Here is a 20,968-nt window from a genome sequence, read left to right as displayed (position 1 = left end):
TCAATCTTCCCCCTGCCCCGGACCCTTGCGCTATGGCACCTGCCGCCGCTCCGACGCTGTTGCTCTCTGAACTTACCAACGGCCAAGAGGCCGATTTCTTCGCGCTGCTTGCCGCAAAGGAGACGCTGACCACTCGCGACGGGAAGCCGTACTTCCGCGTGACGTTCCGTGATGCGAAGCGCGAAGTGAGCTTCCCCATTTGGGGCGATGCGCCGCTGGCTGCCGCATGTAAGGATGAGTGGAAGGTTGGCGAGTTCTACAAGCTTCGCGCGGCGTATCGCGAGACGAACTTCGGGCCGCAGCTCGATATCCGCCGCATTCGCGCGGTGACCGACGAGGACGTGGCGGCAGGGTTCGATTCGTCGATGTGCCTGCCGAAGGCTCGCGTCGACGCGGCCATCATGTTCGACGAGCTGCGGGCGCTCGTCGTGGAGACAATCCAGGACGAAGCGGTGTCGGCGTTGGTCGCGGCCATTCTCGACGAGTACCGTACGGAGCTGCTCCGCTTGCCGGCGGCGACGCACAACCACCATGCCTACGCGGGTGGGTTCCTCGAGCATGTGCTGAGCGTGACGAAGACCTGCGTCTACATCGCCGATAAGTACGCCGAGATGTGCCCCGAGATGCAGCCGCCGCTGGACAAGGATCAGGTAATCGCCGGCGGGGTGCTACATGACATCGGCAAGCTGCGCGAGTTGCAAGTGACGCCGATGGGGGCCGAGTATTCGCCGGCCGGCGTGCTCATCGGGCACATGCTGCAGGGGCGGGATATCCTTCGCGAGATGGCGGAGAAGCATCCGATCGATCCCGAGAAGCTACTGCGGTTGGAGCATATCATCATCGCGCATCAGCGGTTGCCGGAGTGGGGCGCCCCGAAGCCGCCGATGACTCCAGAAGCCTTATTGGTCCACTATGCCGATGATATGGATGCGAAGCTGCAGATGATGATGGCCACGCTCGCGACGGAGCCGCATAGCGGGCCGCTCACCAGCAGCAAGAATCCGCTGCGGCAGCGGATTTACCGCGGGCCGCTGGTGATTGCCGAACGCGGGCCGGGGGAGGATGGCGGTGGGATTGGGGCCGAGGGCGAGGAAACGGCCGGGGGCGGGGACGCCCCGGCTCGCTCGGGCGGAGAAGCGCCGACGCTTTTCGGTTAGGCGCTTGGGCCGATCTCGAATTGGAGTTGAATGACCTCGATGTCGCCCCCGAGCATTGAGGGGCCGCGGTGAGCGGTCACTTGCACCGCATCGGTGAGGCCGATCGTGTCGCCGTCGCGAATGAGTTTCTTTTGGTCGATCAGGTAGTGGGCGAAGTTGTAGACGAAGTCGAGCAGCGCCTGCGGCTCGCCGTCGAAGCGTTCGACTTCGATCTCGTTCTCGCCGAGGGCTTCGAGCCCCGTCGAGTAAAGCCGGTAGACGCCGTCGTCGATCTGCTCGACGCGGAAGTCGATCCACAGAAACAGCGGCAGGTTGTCGGCCTTCATCTGCACGGCTTGTTCGACGAACGCGCCGGCCGAGTGAACCAAACGCCCTGGCCCCCAGAAGACGCCGATGCTCGTTGATGACGAGACCGCCGCTGCGGTGAGACGCGTGAGCGTCATCGCCTTCTCGATCGACTTGCCGCCTTCATCAACGACCGCAATCAACAGGTGGGCCGCATGCTCGCGCATCTCTGCGCTTGCTTCGGGCCAGTACCACGCCGTCGCGCACGGGCCTTCGAGTTGCGACCACGGAATTGGCCGCGGGATGAGCGTTGCCGCGGCGGTGAGATCGCCGATGGTGAACGTCATCAGCTTGTCCGTCCCCGCGGCCAGGACCGGCTGCGGCGCGTCGGGAAACTGCTCCGCATGCCACGCGGCGAAGTGCTCGAACGTCGGCAGCTCGGCGCGTTCCAGGGCGACTAGCGCTAACCAGCGGAGTGGGTGACTCATCACGCTCCCTTTCGTCGGGCCTGAACGACCCGGGCGAGACCGGCGATATCCTTTTGCGTCGGTTCGCGTTGCAAGCGAGAGTCGGCTTCCAAGAGTTGCTCGACTCGCTCCACAATCGTGGGACTGATTTCCATGAGCAGCCATCCCCCCGGGCGAAGTCGTTCGGCCGCTTGGCCGATCAACCGTTCGATCACCGTGGTTCCCTCGGGGCCGCCGTCGAGCGCAAGCGTCGGCTCGTAGCGGCGGACGTCGACGGCCAACTCCTGCATCTCGGCACTGGTGATGTACGGCGGGTTGCTCGCGATGAGGTCGAATTTTTGCTCGGCGGGCAGGGCTGCAAACAGATCGCTTTCGATCGCGGTGATGCGATCGCTCACGCCGTTGCGTTCGGCGTTTTTCTTGGCAATCGCGAGCGCGGCGGGGCTGACGTCGATCATTGTCAGCGTAGCGTGCGGGACGTGCTTGGCGAGCGTGATCGCCACGATGCCGCTGCCTGTGCCGACGTCGGCGATCGCGATTGGCTTGGCTGGGGCGGGCGTTGGCTTGGTGAGGGGAGCATCGGGGGCGGCGTCGTTCGAATCTCGCTCCGGCGGGTCGTTGACCCGCGGCTGCGGTTTGGCGATGTCGATTGCGCGGACGACCAGCAGCTCGGTTTCGGGGCGGGGGATGAGCACGTCGGGCGTCACGGTGAACGGCAGCGAGAAGAACTCGCGGTGGCCGACGAGGTAGGCGACCGGCTTGCCGGCGGCGCGCTGCTTAATCAGCTCGCGAAACTTCGTCCGCAGCTCTTCGCTGGCCGGCTGCTCGAACGAGGTATACAGCTCGATCCGCTTGCAACCGCGAACGTGGGCCAGCAACACTTCGGCGTCGAGCCGCGGCGACTCGGCGCCCTTTTCTTTCAGGAAGTCGGTCGTCCAATTGAGGAGCCGGCCGATGGTCCAGGGCTGATCAGTCGTAGACATCGCCTCTCCCTTATTCGGATACGGCGAAGGCGTCGCGGAGCTGTTGGCGGTCGTAATCGACGAGCGCGTCGGTCACCGGTTGCAGGTTGCCGGCGATGATTTGGTCGAGCTTGTAGAGCGTCAGCCCGATGCGGTGGTCGGTCACCCGATTGTCGGGGAAATTGTATGTTCGGATCCGTTGACTGCGATCGCCCGAGCCGACGAGCGTCTTGCGCTCTTCCGAACGCTTCTTCTCTTCCGCTTCACGCTTCACCTCGTAGACGCGGGCCTTGAGCACGCGGAGGGCCTTGGCGATGTTCTTGTGCTGGCTCTTTTCGTCCTGGCACTGGACGACGATGCCGGTCTCGTAGTGGGTCAGCCGCACGGCCGATTCGGTCTTGTTGACGTGCTGACCGCCCGGGCCGCTCGCGCAGAACTTGTCGAGCCGGTAATCGTCCGGCTTGATGTTCACTTCGACGTCTTCCGGCTCGGGCATCACGGCGACGGTGGCCGCGGAGGTGTGGATGCGGCCTTGCGTTTCGGTCGCGGGGACGCGCTGCACGCGATGGCCGCCCGACTCGTACTGCAGTTCGCGGTAGACCCCCTCCCCTTCGATCGAGAGGGAGATTTCCTTGAAGCCGCCGAGTTCGGTGGCGCTGTGATCGAGGATCTCGATCTTCCAGCGCTTCACTTCGGCATGGCGCTTGTACATTTCGTACAAGTCGCGAGCGAAGAGGGCCGCTTCGTCGCCGCCGGTGCCGCCGCGGATCTCCATCACGCAGCGGGTGCGGTTCGCATCGGCGCCGCCAAGCGTCAGGGTGAGGAGCTCGTTCCAGAGCTCTTCGCGCGCTTCGACCAAGCCGGGCAATTCGCCCTCGGCCAGCTCGCGCATGTCGAGGTCGTCGCCCTCGATCATTTCGCGGGCTTCAGCGATCTCGACGTTCAATTCCTTGAACCGCCGGTACTTCATCGCCAAGCGATTGAGCGACCCATGCTCGCGGATCGCGGCGGTGAGCTTCGTCGAGTCGCCGAGGATGACGGGGTCGACGAGCTGGCCTTCGAGTTCCTCGAAACGGCTAAGGGTTTTTTCGAGGAGGTCGCGCATGGGATGGTTGGAGGCTGGAGGAAGTTGGCGAATGGAACTGGCAAAGGGAAATGCGCGCGAGTGAATCCGCGGTAATCCCTCACCCTGCCCTCTCCCTTCAAGGGAGAGGAAATACGGGTGCGCCGCTGCGTAAGAGCAGGCGGCGTATAGAGTTCCGGTCGCTACTTCTCGGCCGCAACCTTCTTGTCGGCAGTCTTCTTGCCGAGGCTCGCGTAGCCAGCGCCAGCAAACTTGGTCTTGAACTTCTCGATGCGGCCGGCCGCGTCGACGAACTTCAACTTGCCGGTGTAGAAGGGATGGCAAGCGCTGCAGATATCGAGCTTCAGCTCCTTGCGGGTGCTGCGCGTCGTGAAGCTGTTGCCGCAACCGCAGGTGACCTGGGTTTCGTAGTAGGCGGGATGGATGTCGGCTTTCATAGCGATGATTCCTGAAATGGGTCGAATCAAGGATTTTATCGGCCGGAGGGCGTGGGAACAAGAGCTGCGGCGGGGGAGTGATCAGTGATCGGTTACAGGTGATCGGTAATTCGAGGGGGGAGAAATCGCGAGTGGTGGCCGAGCCGGGATTTTGGGGGTGTTTTCGCGGTTGGATGCGGCGTCGAGGCGGGAAAGGGCTGGTTTTCGCGTGTGGGCCATGTTGGCCGTCTTGTCCGTGTTGACCAAGGGATATTGAGTGGTCAACACGGTGGATGTCGGTTTGGGCGACACTTGCTGGGGGCACCTGACGGGTGAATAGTGTCGCCGAGGCATTTTGTCGCGAAACGCGTTTGTGGCGACACAATTCGTAAGTTGTTGTGAGAGTGTGGGTTAGCGTATCGCTGGCGGCCTCGTGCGGAGGGTGGAACGCGACAGAAGTGGCGGTGCGCGGGGCGGACGGGTGGCAGGACGTCGGCGGTACTCCGCGGTCGCCGTGCGGGGCGCTATTACAGGAGACGGTGGTCGGCAGTTGCGCATGTTCACGGCTTGGGGGCGAGAAGGTGGCGCGGGGAGCGAGGGACGCTCCGTTGGGGCGGTGGCCGGCAGTGTTCGTGCACTGTGTGTACATGCGATCACTGTAGCGGATTGGGTGGCGGATTTCTAGCTGCGAGTTTCGGCCAGGGGGCTTCGGCGGTACTCCGGCTTAGCCATGGCTAGTGGGAGGAGTTCTGCTTGTTCACGGCTTTGGGCTGATCGCTCGTATCCATTCGGAAAGCGTCGCAGCCCGAAAGTTTGACTTTCCAAACCCCAGGCATAAGATGGCAGACGGTTGGGACTTCTCGGGCTTGCACGGCAAGCGTCGCACCTCGCGGCACATGCCAGGCGGCGCCGATTCGGAACCAAGCCATCCGCACGTCGGAGGGCAAAGTGCCGAGACGCAATCTTAGAACAGCGACTGGTTCCTTCCTTTAAGACTCGCCAGACGCCAACAACTAATTGCTAGTCACGCAAGGATGCCCAGCAGGACTCTAGTAGAGCTGGCAACAATGCCCAAGCGGCTTGATGCCGCATGGGGTAGCGTGCGCCAAGGCTCATCCTCTCGCAGCAAGGGCCCGGACGGCATCACCCTAGGTGAATTTTCGCGAAACTGGCACCTGCATCGCGATGCCATTCGAAACCAGTTGCGAGGTAACTGCTATATCTTCGGCGGCTATCTCGGTCATGCGATAGCGAAGGCGGGACCTCGAGATCCCCCAAGCCTTAAGTCGTTTCGCCCAATCTCTGTTGCAAACATTCGCGACCGGGTTGTACAGCGCGCCATACTTGAGGCTATCTGGCCCGATATTCGCGATCGGGTAGTCACGAAATCGAGCTTCGGTGGGGTACGACGCTATGCGCAATCTAGCCGAAATGTGCAACCAGACGACAATGACCGGCGCTGTATCAAGCGGGCTGCCAACAAGATATTTTCGCTTCGCCAATCCGGCTTCTGCTGGATTTTCGAAACGGACATCGTCGACTTCTTCTCATCCATAGATAAAGTCTCCCTCCTTGAATCGCTAGCCGGGGCACTACGAGACCAGTCCTTAGTAAAGGTGATTTCTGATTCACTAAGCACTGAAGTTACGAACGCTGGGCAACTGGGGTTTCGCGCCGGTCTTTGGAATTCGTTGTGGGGAGTTCCCCAAGGAGGCGTTCTGTCTCCGGCCCTCGCGAATTTCTATCTCTTTGCTCTAGACAAAGCGATGGAAAGAGAGGGGTTCAAAGTGATTAGATACGTCGATGATCTGATCATTCTGGCGAGAGACGAACCCGAAGCCACCGCCGCACATGACCTGTGCTTGGAAACTCTGAGTGAGCTGAGGCTCAAAATTCATCCACTTGGCGAGAACTCGAAGACTAGAATCATTGCTCCAAACAAACCGTTTCGATTTCTGGGGCTTGAGTTTTCAGCTCGGTCGATTCGTCCGACACTCGAAAAGTTTGCAAAGCTCACCGATTCAATTGATTCAATCACTGACCCCAGGCGCCGTAATCAACTTACGGGCGTCATACAGGAGTTGAATTGGCTAGTACTGGGTTTTATGAGCGCGTACGATTTTTGCAATCTCACACAGAATGAACTTGCGATCTTCGATTCGCGAATTGGATTTAGAGTCAGGCAGTGGATGTGTCGGCGAGGAATCATCCGAAATGTTCGTCATGTTACGAGTGATGCGTTTGCTTATCTTGGTATAAAACGTTTTTCGGATCGTCTTTTGAATCCTATAGTGGATCGAGCGAGGCCGGGTGAACTCGTCAAATCGGAATCGCATGCGACAAATGCCATGTAGGCTTCAGAACGTGGCTGGACTCCCCAAATTCTCGGCGAATTGGTCGCTTCACTGAGTAGCGGGGGATGCGGGGTTTGGTGGGCGAGGTGGGTGCGAGCACGCCACCCTACGGTGCAATCTATGCAGGGTTGGCTTTGTGCGCGGCGACGTTGATCGGGATGGTTGCCGACCCCCGGGCGGAGCCCGGGGCTAGGGGGTGGCGATGCTGGGCGTGCGACTCGGGGTGGATCGCTGATGCGATCGTGATGTGCAACGCCGTTGACGTTGGAGAGTTGGCGGCGAGCTTGGTTTCGGTGGCGGGCCTCTTGCGGCTGCGCCGCCCTGGTAGGCGAGTACACCAACCGGGGCTACCCTGCTGCATGCTCACGGCTGGGGCCGAGAGCATGCCACACGATGAGTGCGCCGCGACTTCGCTACAGCAGCGTTCCTTGGAGGACGGCGAGCGCTACTGTGAAGTAGATGACCAAGCCGGTGACGTCGACGAGCGTGGCGACGAACGGGGCTGAGCTTGTCGCGGGGTCGAAGCCGGCTTTGCGGAGGGCGAAGGGGAGCATGCTGCCGGCGATGGAGCCGAAGCAGACGACGCCGATGAGCGACAGCCAGACGGTGGCGGCGACCAAGTAGTAGTGGTCGCCGTAGTCGAACCAGCCGAGCTTTTGCCAGAGCATGATCCGCGCGAAGCCGACCATGCCGAGCCACATGCCGAGCGTGGCGCTGGTGCGCAGTTCGCGCCGCAACACCTTCCACCAATCTTTCAGCTTCACTTCGCCGAGGGCCAAGGCGCGGACGATGAGCGTCGCCGCTTGAGAGCCCGAGTTGCCGCCGCTGCTGATGATCAGTGGCACGAACATCGCCAGCACGACGGCGTGGGCGATTTCTTCTTCGAAGAAGCCCATCGCGGTCGCGGTGAGCATTTCGCCAAGGAACAGCACCGAGAGCCAACCGCCCCGCTTGCGGATCATCTTCGTGTACGAGACGTCGAGGTAGGGGGCGTCGAGAGCTTCCATACCGCCGATCTTTTGCATGTCTTCGGTTGCTTCGCGCGAGGCGACGTCCAAGATGTCGTCGATCGTGATGATGCCGAGCATGTGGCCGTCGCAGTCGGTCACCGGGAGGGCGATGCGGCCGTACTTCTCGAAGGTGCGAAGCGCTTCTTCGCGGTCGGAGTTGGCGGTGAGCGAGATCGTTAACCCGCGATGGATATCGTGGACGCGATCGTCGGGGTTGGCCATCACCAGGGCGCCAAGCGAAATGTCCGCGAGCAGTTTTCCTTTTTCGTCTAAGATAAAGACGACGTTGACGGTTTCCTTGTCGCGGCCGTGGGCGCGGATGTAGTCGAGGGCTTCGCGAGCGGTGAGGCCGGCGTGGATCGCGACGTACTCGGGCGTCATGTAGCGGCCGGCGCTGTGGAGCGGGTAGCCGAGCAGATCGCGGGCCGCCTGCAACTCTTCAGGCGAGAGCGACGCGAGCAGCCGCTTGGTGACTTCGGGCGGCAACTCTTCCAAGAGCCGCGTTTGATCGTCGGGCGACATGTCGCTCAGCAGCGAGCGCATCTGATCGCTGGAGACGGAGCGAATGAGCATCTCTTGATGCTGCTGCGGAAGATGCGCGAAGACCTCGGCGGCAAGCGTGCGGGGCAACACGCGAAAGATCGGCACATCATCGGCGTCGGGAATGTCTTCGAGGATTTCCGCGATTTCGGCGGGATGGAATTGAGAGAAGGCCTCGCGGAGGACGTCCCATTCCTTGGCAGCGATCAACTCTTCCAACTCAGGACGCAGCAGGTTGCCGATCATGGATCGCTCTCCGAGGGGGAAGCGGCGATTTCTGGCGATGCGATTTCGCGATGCGGTGAGCGAGTGATTGTATGCCGCGGGGTGGCTGCGCCCAAGCCGGTTGGGGGGCGTTGAGCGGGCCTGAGGGGTGACGAGTTCGTAAGCGGGCGAACTCGTAGGGTGGGTGGTTCACCCACCTCACGATAGGCAGGCCGTTTGGAATCCGCGTTGAGAGCGGCGGGCTTCGTGATCGTTGCGGGGCGAGGTGGGTGCGAGCACGCCACCCTACAGGCTGGAATGCAGTTAGCGTTTGAGGATTGCTGTGCGGCGGGATAGGCTAGGGAATCGCTTGTTTGATTTCTTCAGTGAAGCAAAATCGCTGATCGTTCTTTTGGCCGTGACGTTATGGAACTGATTCCCAGAGCGCCGACGCTGGAGATGATTACGTTTTACGAGCGTCGCACGCGCGAGCACATTGAGCGCGTTGCCCGTTGTCTGACGTTGCTCGCGGAAGCGACTTCCCATGGCGATGAACTGCGCGAACGCGCGCGGAATCATGATGCGTCGAAGTTCGGGACGGAAGAACGCGTCCCCTACATCTGGCTGACCGAATACCATCGGCGGCGTCGCACAGGCGATCCGCTGCAGTATCCGCCCGGGGTGGCCGAGCAAGTCGCGCGGGCGGTTCAGCATCATCTGAGTGTCAATCGCCATCATCCGGAGTTTCACGCCGATCCGAATGAGATGACGGAGGTCGATCTCATCGAGATGGTTTGCGACTGGACAGCGATGGCGCAAGAGTTTGGGCAGGACGGCGGCAGTGCGCGGGGCTGGGCCGATAAGACAATTGGCCAGCGTGTGATGTTCAATGCGGAGAAGCGGCGGTTTGTCTACGCGATGATTGAACTGCTGGATCGGCAACTGGCGGCAGCAGGCTGAATAGGGACGACTCCGCTCGTCCAGCGGTAAAACGCGGCGGTTTGGGTGGATTTGCGACGGTAGGCGGGAGCGGGTTAGACTGTTGCGATTGCGGCGGCGCCGGGTGGCGGGTCGGCTGCGGTAGTCGCCTCGATAGGTGGAATTGAGATGAAGCGGATTCTTTTCTCGTGCGGATGCCGTGCGGCGCTCGCGTTGATTGGTTGTGGAGCACTTTTGGCGAGCGGGGTTTCCCCGGCCCGCGGCGATTTGTTGGCGCTCGAAAACTTCGATTATGCCGGCGTCGGCTCGGATCTTTCCGGCAGCAGCGGCGGCGGGAGTTTTGGGTTTTCCGACTCGTGGTCTGGCAACACGTCGTACAACATTGCCAGCGGGAGCTTGAACTCGCCGCGCGATCCGTTGCCGCTGGTTGGCAATAGCGTCTCGGGCGTTGCTTACGGCGAGAACCGCGGCATTGATCGCACGCTTGCGGCGTCGTTGGGCGCCGACGACACGACCATTTACGTCAGCGTTGCGATGGAGCCGCGCGGTATTCTCGGGCAAGGGGCGTATGGCGGCTGGTTTGGGCTCGCGCTGCGCGGTTCGACCGACGTCATGATTGGCATGAACTACTCGCAGGGGACGTATGGTCTGCGAATCGCGGATGTCTATCGCAGCTCGAGCGTGGCGCCGGTAGTTGGGAAGCCGACCTTCCTCGTGCTGCGAATCGATTTCACCGAGGGAGTGGAGTCGGCGTACTTGTACGTCAATCCGCAGCCGGGGGCGCCGGAGCCGGCGGTCGCGCAGGCGTCGGAGATCAATCTCGATTTTCGTGCGTTGAGCAAGCTTAGCCTTACCGGACCGGGCGGTTCGGCATTTGATGCGATTCGGATTGGCACGACGTACGCCGACGTGGCGCCGGCGACTTCGGACTTCGATGGCGACGGCGACGTGGATGGCGATGATCTAGCGCTGTTGCAAACGGGCTTCGGCAAGTCGAGCGGCGCGACGGCGGCTGATGGCGACGCGAACGCCGATGGTCGCGTCGATGGCGCCGACTTCGTGATTTGGCAGCGGCAAGAGGGTTTCGATTTGACGCCGGGGAGCGTGGCGGCAGTGCCGGAGCCGGCGAGCATTGCGATGGGCAGCATTGCGGCGATGTTTGCGGTTGGAGCGGCCCGCCGTCGACGCGTTTAGCGGTCGCTTACTTCGATCAAATAGCGACGCCGCCCCAAGTTAGTGAGCTTGGGGCGGCGTTTTCGCTGCTTAGATCAGGACGCTCGTCGTGAGTGGACGAAGCGTCTCGCGACGATTCTTACTTGCGACGCTTGAAGTTGCGTTGCTTGCCGGAGTTGCCGTTTTTCGCGTTTCCGTTCTTGCCGCCACTGCGGGCGAGCGAGGCCGATTCGCCGCCTCCTTCATCGCCGCCGTCGGCTAGCGAGCCGCTCGGAGCAGTGCGGACCACGACGAACTTGTCGACGTTGCCGAACACGACCCTCGTGTAGTCGCTGGCGTCGTCGCCCTTGTGGTCGCCGAAGACGCTCACGGGGCCAAGGGGCGTATCGAACTTGTCGACGTTGTGGTTCGTGTCGTAGTAGCTCACGAGGTTGGGCCAACTCGTTTGGCCGCCGAGCGAGGTGATGCGACGGCCAGCGGGGGCGGTGTACATCAGACTGCGGGTTTCGCCGACAGCGGTCGTGTTATCGGGTTTCGTTTCCTCGGCGATCATCTTGATTACGAAATAGACCGCCTTGCCGTCATGTTCGACCGAGGCGTCGACGACGACGCGGGGGCCGTTGCCGTCGAAGTCTTTGTCGCCGCGAGTGGGAGGCGGCGTGTAGGTGTAGGTGCGCGGGAGGTAGGCCTCTTGCTCGGGGCGCGGGCCGTTCATTTCGACGTTGAGCGGGATCGACGCGTCGAGGTTGAGTTCGAGCTTCGTGTAGACGCCGGCGTCTTTGCCCTTCGTGTCGCCGTAGAGGGTGACGCGGCCGAGGGCGGTGGGGTAGGTCTTCGAGTTGTGGCCGCTCATCGTGTCGATGACCAGCTCGTATTCCGACTTGGGAACCGAAACGATTCGCATGCCGGGAGGAGCGGTGTAGACAGTGCGGGACGGCGACCAACCCGAAGCTTCGGTCCAGTCGCTCTTTGTTTCCTTCGCTTTGTAGTAGACGCTGTACAGGAGCGTGTTATCGCTGACGGTGAACTTTACCTTCACGTTGACGGCGGGGCCGTTGCCGTCGAATTCGGCGTCGCCCGCAACGTGCGGCGGCATGAAGATGAGGTTGTCACGTAGGTTTGGCGCGACGACTTCAGCTTGGGCCGGGACGGCGGCGCCGGCGGCGAGCACGGCGGACAGGGCCGCAGCGAGCTTGCAGGACTTACGGTTCAATTTGATGCACATCGGACTTCTTTCTCTGTTCGCTTTGAGTTGGTGTCTGCTCCGAAGATGTTCGGAGGTATGACCAAAAGCGTCTTCGCAGTGGGGTTGTTACCGCGGGCGAAAAAGTGGCGAGAAAGTTGCAGAGAAGCGGCCGGATGGTAAGCGGCGCTCTAGTGGCGAAGTCTCAGAAAAACTCAACTATGAGGTCCCCTCCCCTTGAGGGGGAGGGTTAGGGAGGGGTGAAAGATGCGGGTACAAGCGTTCCACCCCCTCCCCAGCCCTCCCCTCAAGGAGGATTATGCAAGTGCCAGCAGTTCCGGTTGCCGGATTTTGATCCACCGGAGGCCGTTGAGAATGAATTTGGCTTGCACCCAATGTCGGACTCGGTGGAAGCGTCGCACCCAGGCTGGCAGCGGGGCTAAGACTCCTCCGGTGCTTGCCAAGACGCCGAACTGTCGCTCGATGGCGCCACGCTCGCGATAGAGCTCGCGGCCGAACGGCGTGGCCAACAGTTCGATCGATCGCAGGCGGCTCGGGCTTTGGCGACGATGGCCGAGGCCGTTGCGACCGCGACTGGGCGTCTTCTTGGCGACGAGTTGAAACCCGGCTTGCGCCGCCGCATCGTAGAGCCCGTTCGCGTCGTACTGCGTATCTCCCAGCAGATAACCGCCGCCTGGCAGTGATTCGAACAACTGACGCGCGACGGTCTTCTCGCTCACGTTCATCGGAGCGAGCGACCACGTCGTAAACAACGGCCCTCCATTCCACACGGCGTGCAGCTTGTAACCTTTCTGCTTCCCCTTCGCGCCGCGACCCCAGGCGGCGTCCCGGTCCTGACTGATCGGACTGACCGCCAAGGCCTTGCCGTCGATGATGTGGATCCACTGCCGCCCTAAACCAATTAAGATCAGCAGTTGCTGCTCTACCGCCGTCAACAACTCCACGGCGTCCGCCTGCTTCAGTCGTCGACTGAGCGTGCTCTGCGGCGGCAGTGGATCGAGCCGCAGATCAGCCGGCCACTCCTCGGCACACGCCGCCCAACTCGTCGGCCGATCGTGCACCACCGCCCAGAAGTAAACCGCCACAATCTCCGCCGTCGAGTACTTCCAACTTCCCCAACGCTTGTCCAATCCGCGCGCTAATAGGTAAAGTGCCAGCCAGAGTTCGCGTTCCATAAAACTCTCCTTGTCAGGGGTTTGCTACCGACAAGGTGGAACGCGGACTCCTTCTTTTCAAGACGCTGCTAGCAGTTGCATAATCCTCTCAAGGGGGAGGGAGCCAGAAGCATTCACTCACTACCGTTGCGTGCCACGACGTCTGGTGGTGTGGAACGCGACCCCCGGGCGGAGCCCGGGGCTAGGGGGACGCGAGCATCCCGCCAAGCGTTAGTTCGTTCCGCGCGGTTTGGCGAGGTTTGCGCTCGCGCCTAACACGCCGCTGAAGAGGACGAGCAGGCCCAATGATAGCGGCAGGCCGAGCGTGCGGCTGAGGGCGCCGATGATGGGGGGGCCGATGAGCAGGCCGACGTAGCCGACGGTGGAGACCGAGGCGATCGCGGGGCCGGCGTGGCCGTGGCGGGCGGCGGCGCGGAAGAGCGCTGGAATGATATTCGCCAAGCCGAATCCGGCCATTGCGAATCCGAGCAGCCCGAGCCAGTAGGTTTGCGATGCAAGCGAGAGCGCGAGGCCGAGCGCGGCGACGGCGCCGCTGAACCGCATCAACACGACGGGGCCGAGACGGTGGCTCAGTTGGTCGCCGCAAAAGCGGCTGGCCGTCATCGCGGTGGCGTAGGTGGCGAAACCGAGCGCTGCCGAGGCAGGCTCGGCGCCAACGACGTCGGCGAGGAAGACGGCGCTCCAGTCGGCCATCGATCCTTCGCAGAACAGCGCGATGAACGCGAGCGCGGCAAGCGGCGCGAGTCGGCCGCGGGGCCAGAGCGAGTGGCGGTGATGCGCGTGTTCGTCGGGGCGGTCGTGCTCGGTGAGGCGACGACCGGAGAACGCGGCGAGGCCGAGCAGCAGCAGGCCGAGCAGCGTCATGATCAGCGGTGCGCCGAGCGAGAGCTTCAAACCGCCGGCGACGAAGAGCGATCCGGTGAGAGCGCCCATGCTCCACCCGCCGTGACAGCGGGCGACAATGGGGCGGCCTTCGTGGTTTTCGATGGCGATCGCTTGGGCGTTCACCGAAACGTCGAGCGAGCCTTTCGCGGCGCCGGTGATGAGGGCGCCGATGGCGAAGATCGCGAGCGTACTGGCGGGCGAAGCAGTGAGCGCGACGAGCGGCAGCAAAATGGAATACGCGACGGCGGCGGCGATGATGACGCGGCGACTGCCGAGCCGTGCGATGAAGCGGCCGGCAATCGGCATCGCGGCGACGCTGCCGATGACCATCGAGAAGAGGGCGACGCTGAGTTGGCCTTCGCTGATGCTGAGTTGCGATTTGAAGACGGGCAGCAGCGCGGCCCAGGCGCCGAAGCCGGCGCCATCGATGAGAAACGCGCTGAAGACGGCCGACACGGCGCCGAATTGGAACCGTGAAGCAGGTTTGGCGGCCACGTGGTCCGTGGACATCTGATTCTCTGGCGGGAGGTGGGTTCTCAGGAGAGAGAACGGCGGGACCGTCAATCGTAGCAGAGTTGGCGGGAGCGATCGACTGCGATTGGCCGCAATGGCGTTGCGGCTAGCGTGGTGTGTGAAGGAATCATGAAAGCCACCGGCTTTGCCGGTGGACGCAGCGGAAGTCGCGTCGCGAGCAGTTCGTCCACCGGCGGAGCCGGTGGCTTCTATTGAGTGCGACTCATCGCGGGTTGTCGCAGGGGGCCGACTGCAGGAGGCGGCGTGGATAGAATAGGTTCGTGCAAACCGAGAGGCGGCAGACAGCAACAATCAATCGAGGAGCATGATGGGACGCTTGGTGAAAGCGGGAGAGCGAGTTCGCATTGCCGTTGATATGGACGAGGTGATCGCCGACTCGCATGGTCGACACGTGGAACTCTATCGCCGCGACTTCGGCGTCCACTTGGCGGAGGAGCAACTGCTGGGGAGGCGATTTTCGGAAGCAGTGCATGAGGATCACCGATCGGCCGTCAAGCAATACGCCCACGAGCTCGACTTCTTCAGCAGCCTGTCGGTGATTCCTGGCTCGCAGGACGTGCTTGAGCGACTGTACGAGCAGCACGACGTTTTCATCGCGAGCGCGGCGATGGAATTTCCGACTTCGTTCGTGCCGAAGTACGAGTGGCTGCGAGAATTCTTTCCGTTCCTCTCGTGGGAGAACGTCGTCTTCTGCGGCGACAAGAGCATCATCGCGGCCGACTATTTGATCGACGACATTCCGAAGAACTTAGAGCGGTTCGGCGGCGAGGGAATTTTGTTCTCGGCGCCGCACAATCGGAAAGAGACGCGGTTTCGTCGCGTGCAGGGTTGGGCGGAGATTGCGGAGTTGTTTTTGGATTGAGTGTGCGCGTTTTAGCCCCGGGCTCCGCCTGAGGGTGGCGTTGCGAGCCGCGACGTTCAGCGGCGTGGATACCGACCCCCGGGCGGAGCCCGGGGCTAGATTCTTCGCGCTAGGCTGGCGACGATCGCGATGAGTTCCGCCGGCTCGACGGGCTTTGAGAGGTGGTGCTGGAAGCCGGCGAGAACGACGTTCACGCGGTCGTCGGCGCGGGCGTAGGCGGTGAGGGCGACGGCCGGCGTGGCGCCCCCCTGCTCTGCCGGGAGTTCGCGGATGCGGCGGATGAGCGAGTAGCCATCTTCGCTTGGCATGCCGATGTCGCTGACGAGAACGTCGGGGCGCTCCGTCTGGACGAGTTGCAGTGCGTCGGCGGCGCAGGCGGCGTCGAAGACTTTGGCATCGCAGTCTTCGAGCAAGCGGCGCAACAACGCACGGGCGTCGGGTTCGTCGTCGACAACGACCACGGTAACGCCCGCCATTTCTGCGCAGGCCTCGACAGGGGTCGGCAGGCTGGGCGACGCGGGGTGGCGGCGTTCGCGCGTCGCGTTGTGATCTGAGATGACGGCACTGAGCGGCAAATGGACGATGAAGGTAGCTCCAGCGCCGTGGCCGGCGCTTTTCGCGCGGACCGAACCGCCGTGGAGTTCGACGAGTTGCCGCACGATGGCGAGTCCGAGGCCCAGGCCGCCGTGCATGCGCGTCGTCGTCGCATCGGCCTGACGGAAGCGGTCGAAGACATGCGGCAAGAACTGCGGTTCGATCCCTTCGCCGCTGTCGATGACGCTGATCTCGAGATGTGAGTTGACTCGTTCGAGCAAGATCTGCACGTTGCCGTCGCGCGGCGTGAACTTCACGGCGTTGCTGAGCAAGTTCCAAAAGACTTGCTGCAGTCGATTCGGATCGCCGGAGATTGGGCCGGCGAGTGGGTCGAGCGCGGCGCGGAGGCGAATTCCCTTCGCGTCGGCGGCAGGTTTGATCGTTTCAATCGCGGCGCGGACGACAGCGGCAAGATCGACGCGCTGCACGTCGAGGCGGATCTTGCCCGAAATGATCCGGCTCATGTCGAGCAAGTCTTCGATGATTTGCGCTTGCGAGCGTGCGTTGCGCTCGATGATCTCGATTCCCTCAGCTGTTTCGGCGGGGGGGAGCTGTCCGCTGCGGAGGATTTGCGCCCAGCCGAGGATCGCGTTGAGCGGGTTGCGGAGTTCGTGCGAGAGCGTGGCGAGGAACTCGTCCTTCATTTGGTTCGCACGTTCGAGCTCGCTGCGGGCGGCGCGTTCGGAATCGAGCAGTCGTTCGCGATCGAGTTCGACGAGCTTGCGATCGGTGACGTCGATCGTGATGCCGTCGAAGCGCGTCGGCGTGCCGTCTTCGGCGTAAAAGCCGCGGCCCATCGCGCGGATCCACTTCGTCCGGCGGCGGTCCGGCGAGACGGTGCGGAAGTCGATGTCATACGCCAATTGCCCGTCGATGCTGGCGGCGATCGCATTTTCCGTACGTTCGCGATCGTCGGGGTGAAGGCGTTCGAAGAAGAGTTCGATCGTCACTTCAGCGTCGGGCGCGAGATGGAAGTGGGCCTTCACCGCGTCGTCCCAGTGCAGGCTTGCGAGCGGCAGGGGGCAGCTCCAAATGCCGATGTTGGCGCCGCGGACGATCATTTCGTGCTGAACGCGGCTTTCGCGGAGTTCGGCGGCGATGCGGTCGAGGCTGATCAGGTGATCGCGGACTTGGGACTGACGATCGCGGGCACGGAGGGCCGAGTTGACGACGCTGAGGAACGTTGAGACGCGAACGGGACGTTCGAGCACGCTAACGTTGCCGAGTGACTTAACGATACGTCCCAGGGAGATTGATTCCACCCCGGCGCGCGAAAGCACGATGATTGGTAAGTCGCTCCACACTGGCTGCGAAGCTAAGCAGTCGGCGAGGATGCGGTCATTGCTGATGAGTGATTCTTCGGAGACGACAATCGCAGCCGCGCCGGCGGCGAGTTCTTCGCAGAGCGCGGCGACTGACGCGCACGTTGCGTACTCGATCGCGGCGCTATGCAATAATTTTCCAATCGCCTCGGCGTCGCGCCTCGTTGGCGGGAGGAGGAGTACGCGAGATTCACAAGCAGGCTGGCTATTCTCCATGACGGTCCTGCTTGATGAGATCGGACGGTTTGCCGAGAAAGGTCGGCACTCCCGTTAGAATGCCCTGGAAACCGGTGAGCGGTTCGCCGATTTGAATACCGCGGTCGTTGATCTCTAGCTCACGGATGGTGAGCTCGTGCTTACCGCTTCGCTTCTTGACGACGGAAATTGCGCGGCGGACCTCGCCGCGCGATTCAAAGAAGCGGAACAGAATGACGTTGTCTGCTAAGTAGGTGGTGTCGACGGGCGAGTGCATCGCACCGATCATGCCGGCTTGCGTCACGGTCATGATCGTGACGACTCCATTCTGACCTAGGAATGATAGGAGCTCATGGAGTTGCGCGGTGAGGAACTTCTCTTCCGGCATCGCATTGAGATAGCCGTTGAGGCTGTCGATGATGATCACCTTGGCGGGGACGCTGCCATTGTGGCCTTCCACGGCGCGACGAACGATCGTGCAGAACTCGCCTGACGACAATTCGGCGGGATCAATTTGCTGGACGGAGAGCATGCCGCTCGCCATGAACGGCTCGACGCCGATATCGAGCTTCCGCGACCGTAAGCGGAAGGTGCCGATATTCTCATCGAAGACGAACATCACGGCGCGATCGCCGCGTTCGACGGCTGCCATGGCAAATTTGGTGGCGATGGTCGATTTTCCGGTACCAGCGGGACCGAGCATTAGCGTGCTCGTGCCCGCCGGGAGTCCGCCGCAGAGAAGTGCATCGAGGGCGGGGATTTCGCTCGGCAAGTCCTGATCGTCGAACTCGATGTGGTGCTCCGCCGCCACCAGCCGGGGGAAGACGTCGAGGCCTCCCTTGCGAATCGTAAAGTCGTGGTAACCGCCGCGGAACGAGACGCCGCGCAGTTTGACGACCCGCAGCCGCCGGCGCTCGGCGCCATATTGGTTGGCTAAGTGTTCCAAGTTGATCACGCCGTGCGCGATGCTTTCCAGCTGATCGTCTGTGGCGGAGCCGGTGCAGTCGTCGAGCATTAACACGGTGCAGTCGCGGCTGGCTAGATATTGCTTGATGGCCAAGATCTGTCGGCGGTAGCGGAGCGAGTTTTGCGCGACGAGGCGAAGCTCGGAAAGCGAGTCGAGGACGAGCCGCTTGGGAGAGCAGCGTTTGACTTCGGCGATCATCGCTTCGGTCGTCTCGCCGAGTTCAAACTCTGAAGGGTTGAAGACGGTGAGTTGCGCGTCGATGGAGAGATTTCCTTCGGTGGGAATCAGCTCGCAAATGTTCAAGCCACTGAGGTCCCAACCATGGCTGCGGGCGACTTTTTCGATTTCGCGGCGCGTTTCGGAAAGCGTGATGTACAAGCACGACTCGCCCTTCTTCACCCCTTCCAGGAGGAATTGGAGAGCCAGCGTGGTCTTTCCCGTGCCAGGGGTGCCTGCCACCATGTAGACGCAGTCGGCGGGGAACCCGCCGCGCAGGATATCATTTAGGCCGGGAATGCCGGTGGCGAGCGCGGGTGGGTCGAGTTCTGGTGTCATGGCTAATCCAATGATATTTCAGCGGATGCGTGCCATCGTTAGCAATTCCTGCGCCGAACGTGCAGGTAAAGGGATTGCAGCGAATATTCGCGCGCCGAGCTCCATCTGAGCAGAATTCGCTGGTTGAGCAATGACCAGAGAATCGCGGCGGCGCTCGTTCATTGGGTTTCGCTTCAAGCTGCGCCTGCTGCGGTGTCTGTCATGGAATGGACATCGATGGTCGTTGCACGTTTAGCCCCGGGCTTCGCCTGGGGGTGAGGTTGCGCGCCACGGCGTCTAGCGAAATAGAGGGCGACCCCCGGGCGGAGCCCGGGGCTAGAGGGAGTCGTGGTCACGGGTGGCGATGGTTGGTTTAATAGGGCCATCTCATTCACTACGAAGGAACTCCCATGGCATTTGAATTTGGATCGGTATCGCGACGGACGTTTCTGGCTAGTTCGGCCATCGCGTTGGGGAGCAGCGCTGTCCTGGCCCGAGCGAGCGCGGCGGAGCCGAAGAAGACGGTCGGCTTCGCGCTCGTGGGAATTGGAAAGTTATCGATGGAGCAGCTGCTGCCGGCGTTCGCCAAGTGCGAATACGCGCGGCCGGTCGCCCTGGTGAGCGGGCACCCCGAGAAGGCGAAGGAGCAAGCCGCCAAGTACGGCATCGATCCGAAGAACATTTACAACTACGAGAACTACGACACGATCAAAAACAACCCGGCGATCGACGTTGTGTACATCGTGCTGCCCAACGGCATGCATGCCGAGTACACAATCCGCGGCGCCCAGGCGGGGAAGCATGTGCTGTGCGAGAAGCCGATGGCGAACACGCCGGCCGAGTGCGCGGCGATGATCGACGCGTGCGAGAAGGCGGCCCGCAAGCTGATGATCGCCTACCGATTGCAGTACGAGCCGGTGACGCAACGGGCGATCGAATTAGCCCGTTCGCCCGAGGCGGTGAGCGTCATCAAGCAAGTGACGGCCGAGGGCGGTTTTAATATTGGCGATCCGAAGCAGTGGCGGCTCAACCGTAAACTGGCGGGCGGCGGCTCGATGATGGACATCGGCATCTACGCGCTGCAGGCAGCCCGCTACCTATCGGGCGAAGAACCGGTGGAAGTGACGGCGATCAGCTACTCGACGCCAAACGATCCGCGATTTAAGGAAGTCGAAGAGACCGTGGCGTTTGATCTGAAGTTCAAGTCGGGCGCCGTTGGTTCGTGCGTCTCGTCCTACGGTTACGGGTGCAATCGCTTCCGTGTGTACGGCACGAAGGGGCAAATTCAGTCGGAGCCGTACTTGTCGTATCAAGGAAACCGGCTGTGGCAGGGGGAAGACCGCCAAGGAAACGGGCTGGAGATCACGCCGGGAAATCACTTCGCGCTGGAGATGGACCACATGGCCCAGTGCGTGCTCGACGATAAGACTCCAAAGACGCCGGGGGCCGAGGGACTGCAGGACGTGAAGATTATCACCGCGATTTACGAGGCGGCGAAGAGCGGGGCGGCGGTGAAGATTGCGTGAGGTTGTTAGGCCCGATCATCTTGCTGGGGCTTGCACCTACCACGTTATTGCTTCGCACGTCTCGCTCGACCAGAGCTGGGAGCTTGGTAATCCGACACTCATATGTCTCTCGATCTCATCGAACGACTCAATCCAGACGATAGCCCGCTGTTTTCGCTGGCATGTCAGCACGTTGACAATTCGATGCTGCGGGAAATCTCCGAGGCCGACTACGGCATGGATGCCAAGGTTCACTTCATGGCTCTTCGGAGAATCAAGGCAGGCGAAATTCTCGCACCAATGGAGTGGGAGCCCAGAGAGGTTTTGGAACTCATTCGATGGTCTGAACCAGAAGACCCGACCCATAAGCCAGGAGCGGTAGGCGCACGCGGACATTGGATGCGTTTGTTTGCGTGCACTGCGCTGATTCGTGCGGGGGCTGAGCCTGTAAATGAGGGGTACTTCCACGGAGAAGACTCAACGATCATCCAACTCGTCGACAGTGCCATGTACTAGGTCATGAGACGTCCGTCGCCGCACTACGATTCTTTGCGTGGCGATTTAAGTTTCGAGTTCTCGCGGATTGGGAGCGGCCTTACT

The 20,968-nt window shown here is 61.9% G+C and carries 17 protein-coding genes; 7 read left to right on the top strand and 10 right to left on the bottom strand.

Going from position 1 to position 20,968, the window contains the following annotated elements; all coding sequences use genetic code 11:
- Positions 1-32: 32 nt before the first annotated feature.
- Positions 33-1,157: a 3'-5' exoribonuclease YhaM family protein gene (locus ACQY7R_RS10870; protein ID WP_428305627.1), complete on the top strand. Its 1,125-nt coding sequence runs from the start codon at positions 33-35 to the stop codon at positions 1,155-1,157.
- Here the strand turns inward: ACQY7R_RS10870 and ACQY7R_RS10865 are convergent.
- The 4 genes from ACQY7R_RS10865 to rpmE all read right to left on the bottom strand — a co-directional run bounded on the left by ACQY7R_RS10865 (position 1,154) and on the right by rpmE (position 4,392).
- Complete coding sequence (locus tag ACQY7R_RS10865) at positions 1,154-1,930, bottom strand: DUF4261 domain-containing protein (protein WP_428305626.1); 777 nt, start codon at positions 1,928-1,930, stop codon at positions 1,154-1,156. The two genes, ACQY7R_RS10870 and ACQY7R_RS10865, sit on opposite strands and share 4 nt — an antisense overlap.
- Positions 1,930-2,892 carry a peptide chain release factor N(5)-glutamine methyltransferase gene (gene prmC / locus ACQY7R_RS10860; RefSeq protein ID WP_428305625.1) on the bottom strand — a complete coding sequence of 321 codons (963 nt, stop codon included), beginning with the start codon at positions 2,890-2,892 and terminating at the stop codon, positions 1,930-1,932. Before prmC ends, ACQY7R_RS10865 begins: the two co-directional genes overlap by 1 nt.
- A 10-nt stretch (positions 2,893-2,902) precedes the next feature.
- A complete protein-coding gene (gene prfA, locus ACQY7R_RS10855; RefSeq protein ID WP_428305624.1) occupies positions 2,903-3,976 on the bottom strand; it encodes a peptide chain release factor 1 in 1,074 nt (357 codons plus the stop codon).
- 161 nt (positions 3,977-4,137) lie between these two features.
- Positions 4,138-4,392, bottom strand: coding sequence for a 50S ribosomal protein L31 (rpmE, locus tag ACQY7R_RS10850; RefSeq protein ID WP_428305623.1), 255 nt, complete (start codon positions 4,390-4,392; stop codon positions 4,138-4,140).
- Positions 4,393-5,438: 1,046 nt separating this feature from the next.
- On the opposite strand from rpmE, the gene ACQY7R_RS10845 reads away from it, so the two are divergent.
- Positions 5,439-6,725 carry a reverse transcriptase domain-containing protein gene (locus ACQY7R_RS10845; RefSeq protein ID WP_428305622.1) on the top strand — a complete coding sequence of 429 codons (1,287 nt, stop codon included), beginning with the start codon at positions 5,439-5,441 and terminating at the stop codon, positions 6,723-6,725.
- 413 nt (positions 6,726-7,138) lie between these two features.
- Here the strand turns inward: ACQY7R_RS10845 and mgtE are convergent, their stop codons facing one another.
- Complete coding sequence (gene mgtE, locus ACQY7R_RS10840) at positions 7,139-8,521, bottom strand: magnesium transporter (RefSeq protein ID WP_428305621.1); 1,383 nt, start codon at positions 8,519-8,521, stop codon at positions 7,139-7,141.
- A gap of 384 nt (positions 8,522-8,905) precedes the next feature.
- Here mgtE and ACQY7R_RS10835 point away from each other — a divergent pair, with 384 nt between their 5' ends.
- Both ACQY7R_RS10835 and ACQY7R_RS10830 read left to right on the top strand, forming a co-directional pair.
- Positions 8,906-9,439 carry a DUF5662 family protein gene (locus ACQY7R_RS10835; RefSeq protein WP_428305620.1) on the top strand — a complete coding sequence of 178 codons (534 nt, stop codon included), beginning with the start codon at positions 8,906-8,908 and terminating at the stop codon, positions 9,437-9,439.
- 147 nt (positions 9,440-9,586) lie between these two features.
- Positions 9,587-10,612 (top strand): dockerin type I domain-containing protein, encoded by a 1,026-nt coding sequence (locus ACQY7R_RS10830; protein ID WP_428305619.1) that lies wholly within the window; start codon positions 9,587-9,589, stop codon positions 10,610-10,612.
- A gap of 118 nt (positions 10,613-10,730) precedes the next feature.
- Here ACQY7R_RS10830 and ACQY7R_RS10825 read toward each other — a convergent pair whose 3' ends face one another.
- The 3 genes from ACQY7R_RS10825 to ACQY7R_RS10815 form a co-directional block, all read right to left on the bottom strand.
- Positions 10,731-11,816: a hypothetical protein gene (locus ACQY7R_RS10825; RefSeq protein ID WP_428305618.1), complete on the bottom strand. Its 1,086-nt coding sequence runs from the start codon at positions 11,814-11,816 to the stop codon at positions 10,731-10,733.
- Positions 11,817-12,091: 275 nt separating this feature from the next.
- Positions 12,092-12,970, bottom strand: a complete 879-nt coding sequence (locus ACQY7R_RS10820) for a transposase (protein ID WP_428303583.1) — start codon at positions 12,968-12,970, stop codon at positions 12,092-12,094.
- A 210-nt stretch (positions 12,971-13,180) separates the two neighbouring features.
- Positions 13,181-14,365, bottom strand: coding sequence for an MFS transporter (locus ACQY7R_RS10815; protein WP_428305617.1), 1,185 nt, complete (start codon positions 14,363-14,365; stop codon positions 13,181-13,183).
- Between the two features lie 331 nt (positions 14,366-14,696).
- Here ACQY7R_RS10815 and ACQY7R_RS10810 point away from each other — a divergent pair, with 331 nt between their 5' ends.
- Positions 14,697-15,251, top strand: coding sequence for a 5' nucleotidase, NT5C type (locus tag ACQY7R_RS10810; protein WP_428305616.1), 555 nt, complete (start codon positions 14,697-14,699; stop codon positions 15,249-15,251).
- A 95-nt stretch (positions 15,252-15,346) separates the two neighbouring features.
- Here ACQY7R_RS10810 and ACQY7R_RS10805 read toward each other — a convergent pair whose 3' ends face one another.
- Both ACQY7R_RS10805 and ACQY7R_RS10800 read right to left on the bottom strand, forming a co-directional pair.
- Positions 15,347-17,299 (bottom strand): ATP-binding protein, encoded by a 1,953-nt coding sequence (locus ACQY7R_RS10805; protein ID WP_428305615.1) that lies wholly within the window; start codon positions 17,297-17,299, stop codon positions 15,347-15,349.
- A gap of 73 nt (positions 17,300-17,372) precedes the next feature.
- A complete protein-coding gene (locus ACQY7R_RS10800) occupies positions 17,373-18,884 on the bottom strand; it encodes an ATPase domain-containing protein (protein WP_428305614.1) in 1,512 nt (503 codons plus the stop codon).
- A gap of 389 nt (positions 18,885-19,273) precedes the next feature.
- Here ACQY7R_RS10800 and ACQY7R_RS10795 point away from each other — a divergent pair, with 389 nt between their 5' ends.
- Complete coding sequence (locus ACQY7R_RS10795; protein WP_428305613.1) at positions 19,274-20,389, top strand: Gfo/Idh/MocA family protein; 1,116 nt, start codon at positions 19,274-19,276, stop codon at positions 20,387-20,389.
- Between the two features lie 102 nt (positions 20,390-20,491).
- Positions 20,492-20,884 (top strand): hypothetical protein, encoded by a 393-nt coding sequence (locus tag ACQY7R_RS10790; RefSeq protein ID WP_428305612.1) that lies wholly within the window; start codon positions 20,492-20,494, stop codon positions 20,882-20,884.
- Positions 20,885-20,968: the final 84 nt, after the last annotated feature.

It is taken from the genome of Lacipirellula sp. (assembly GCF_965279485.1).
Classification (GTDB): Bacteria; Planctomycetota; Planctomycetia; order Pirellulales; family Lacipirellulaceae; genus Lacipirellula.
The sequence above is the reverse complement of the archived record's forward strand: the minus strand, read 5'-3'. Positions and strand labels throughout refer to the sequence as shown.

Coding starts and splice junctions, on each gene's coding strand:
- ACQY7R_RS10870 (WP_428305627.1), top strand. CDS start 33: ATGGCACCTGCCGCCGCTCCGACGCTGTTGCTCTCTGAACTTACCAAC.
- ACQY7R_RS10865 (WP_428305626.1), bottom strand. CDS start 1,930: ATGAGTCACCCACTCCGCTGGTTAGCGCTAGTCGCCCTGGAACGCGCC.
- prmC (WP_428305625.1), bottom strand. CDS start 2,892: ATGTCTACGACTGATCAGCCCTGGACCATCGGCCGGCTCCTCAATTGG.
- prfA (WP_428305624.1), bottom strand. CDS start 3,976: ATGCGCGACCTCCTCGAAAAAACCCTTAGCCGTTTCGAGGAACTCGAA.
- rpmE (WP_428305623.1), bottom strand. CDS start 4,392: ATGAAAGCCGACATCCATCCCGCCTACTACGAAACCCAGGTCACCTGC.
- ACQY7R_RS10845 (WP_428305622.1), top strand. CDS start 5,439: ATGCCCAAGCGGCTTGATGCCGCATGGGGTAGCGTGCGCCAAGGCTCA.
- mgtE (WP_428305621.1), bottom strand. CDS start 8,521: ATGATCGGCAACCTGCTGCGTCCTGAGTTGGAAGAGTTGATCGCTGCC.
- ACQY7R_RS10835 (WP_428305620.1), top strand. CDS start 8,906: ATGGAACTGATTCCCAGAGCGCCGACGCTGGAGATGATTACGTTTTAC.
- ACQY7R_RS10830 (WP_428305619.1), top strand. CDS start 9,587: ATGAAGCGGATTCTTTTCTCGTGCGGATGCCGTGCGGCGCTCGCGTTG.
- ACQY7R_RS10825 (WP_428305618.1), bottom strand. CDS start 11,816: ATGTGCATCAAATTGAACCGTAAGTCCTGCAAGCTCGCTGCGGCCCTG.
- ACQY7R_RS10820 (WP_428303583.1), bottom strand. CDS start 12,970: ATGGAACGCGAACTCTGGCTGGCACTTTACCTATTAGCGCGCGGATTG.
- ACQY7R_RS10815 (WP_428305617.1), bottom strand. CDS start 14,365: ATGTCCACGGACCACGTGGCCGCCAAACCTGCTTCACGGTTCCAATTC.
- ACQY7R_RS10810 (WP_428305616.1), top strand. CDS start 14,697: ATGGGACGCTTGGTGAAAGCGGGAGAGCGAGTTCGCATTGCCGTTGAT.
- ACQY7R_RS10800 (WP_428305614.1), bottom strand. CDS start 18,884: ATGACACCAGAACTCGACCCACCCGCGCTCGCCACCGGCATTCCCGGC.
- ACQY7R_RS10795 (WP_428305613.1), top strand. CDS start 19,274: ATGGCATTTGAATTTGGATCGGTATCGCGACGGACGTTTCTGGCTAGT.
- ACQY7R_RS10790 (WP_428305612.1), top strand. CDS start 20,492: ATGTCTCTCGATCTCATCGAACGACTCAATCCAGACGATAGCCCGCTG.